1 pseudogene is annotated in these 1,070 nt (G+C 64.0%); it reads left to right on the top strand.

Features of this window, described 5'->3' with window-relative positions:
- Positions 1-59: 59 nt before the first annotated feature.
- Positions 60-1,070 (top strand): annotated as a pseudogene (locus ACSEEN_RS21445) (IS3 family transposase); the annotation flags it as partial.

Below are 1,070 nucleotides of genomic sequence, written 5' to 3'. Positions count from 1 at the left end.
TGAATCACCCCAGGTTTGATGCCGCTCCTTTCTGAGTCCCATCAGGAAGGATGACAATCATGCCCAAGAAGATCGATCCCGCCGTCCAGGCCCGTGCTGAGCGCCTGTGGCGCGAGCACGGCGCCGAGTACGCGACTCCGACTGCCGCCGCGACGGCGTTCGCCAAGCAGCTCGGTGTCGGCAAGGAGACCGTCCGCCGCTGGATCCTGCAGTGGCAGGTCGACGACGGAGCCCGCGCCGGCACCACCACCGAGGAGCTCGCCGAGATCAAGCGACTGAAAGCCGAGAACAAGCGCCTGCGGGAGGATGTCGCGATCTTGAAAGCGGCCACGAGTTTCTTCGTGGGGGAACTCGACCCCCGAAACCGATGATCATGGGATTCATAGATTCCTTGCGCCACAAGGGATTTGCCGTCGAGTCGATCTGCCGAGTGCTCACCGAGCAGGGATGCACGATCGCGGCACGCACCTACCGGGCCTGGCGCACCGCACGCCCGGCCGCCCGGACTGTCACCGACGCCCACACCGTCGACATCGTCCGCGACACCATCTGGACCACCGACGACCACGGTCGCCGGAAGCTGACCCCCGAAGGCCTGTACGGCCGAGCCAAGCTGACCGCACACCTGCGCCGCCTCGGTCACGAGGTGACCCCCGGAGCCATCGACAGAGCAATGAAAGTATTGGGGCACAACGGAATTCGTCGTTGCAAGAAGATTAGGACGACGATCCCGAACCCCGATGGTGTGCGAGCCGAAGACCTCGTCGACCGCGACTTCACCGCCTCCGAACCCAACGAGTTGTGGTGCACCGATTTCACGTATGTGCGTACCTGGTCGGGCTGGGTGTACGTGGCGTTCATCGTCGACGTGTACTCGCGCCTGATCGTGTCCTGGCACGCCCAGACCGGCCGCGAGGCCGATCTGGTCACCACCCCCTTGCGGATGGCACTGTGGTGGCGCGGCCACCAAGGCCACCCCGTCGAAGGCGGCCGGTTGATTCACCATTCCGACGCAGGCACCCAGTACACATCAACTGCGTTGACCGATGACCTTGCACTGCAAGAGATTT

Origin of the sequence: Gordonia marina (assembly GCF_052036135.1) — a bacterium.
In the GTDB taxonomy this organism is placed as follows: domain Bacteria; phylum Actinomycetota; class Actinomycetes; order Mycobacteriales; family Mycobacteriaceae; genus Gordonia.
Note: the sequence above shows the minus strand (reverse complement) of the source record. Positions and strands in the feature narration are given on the sequence as shown.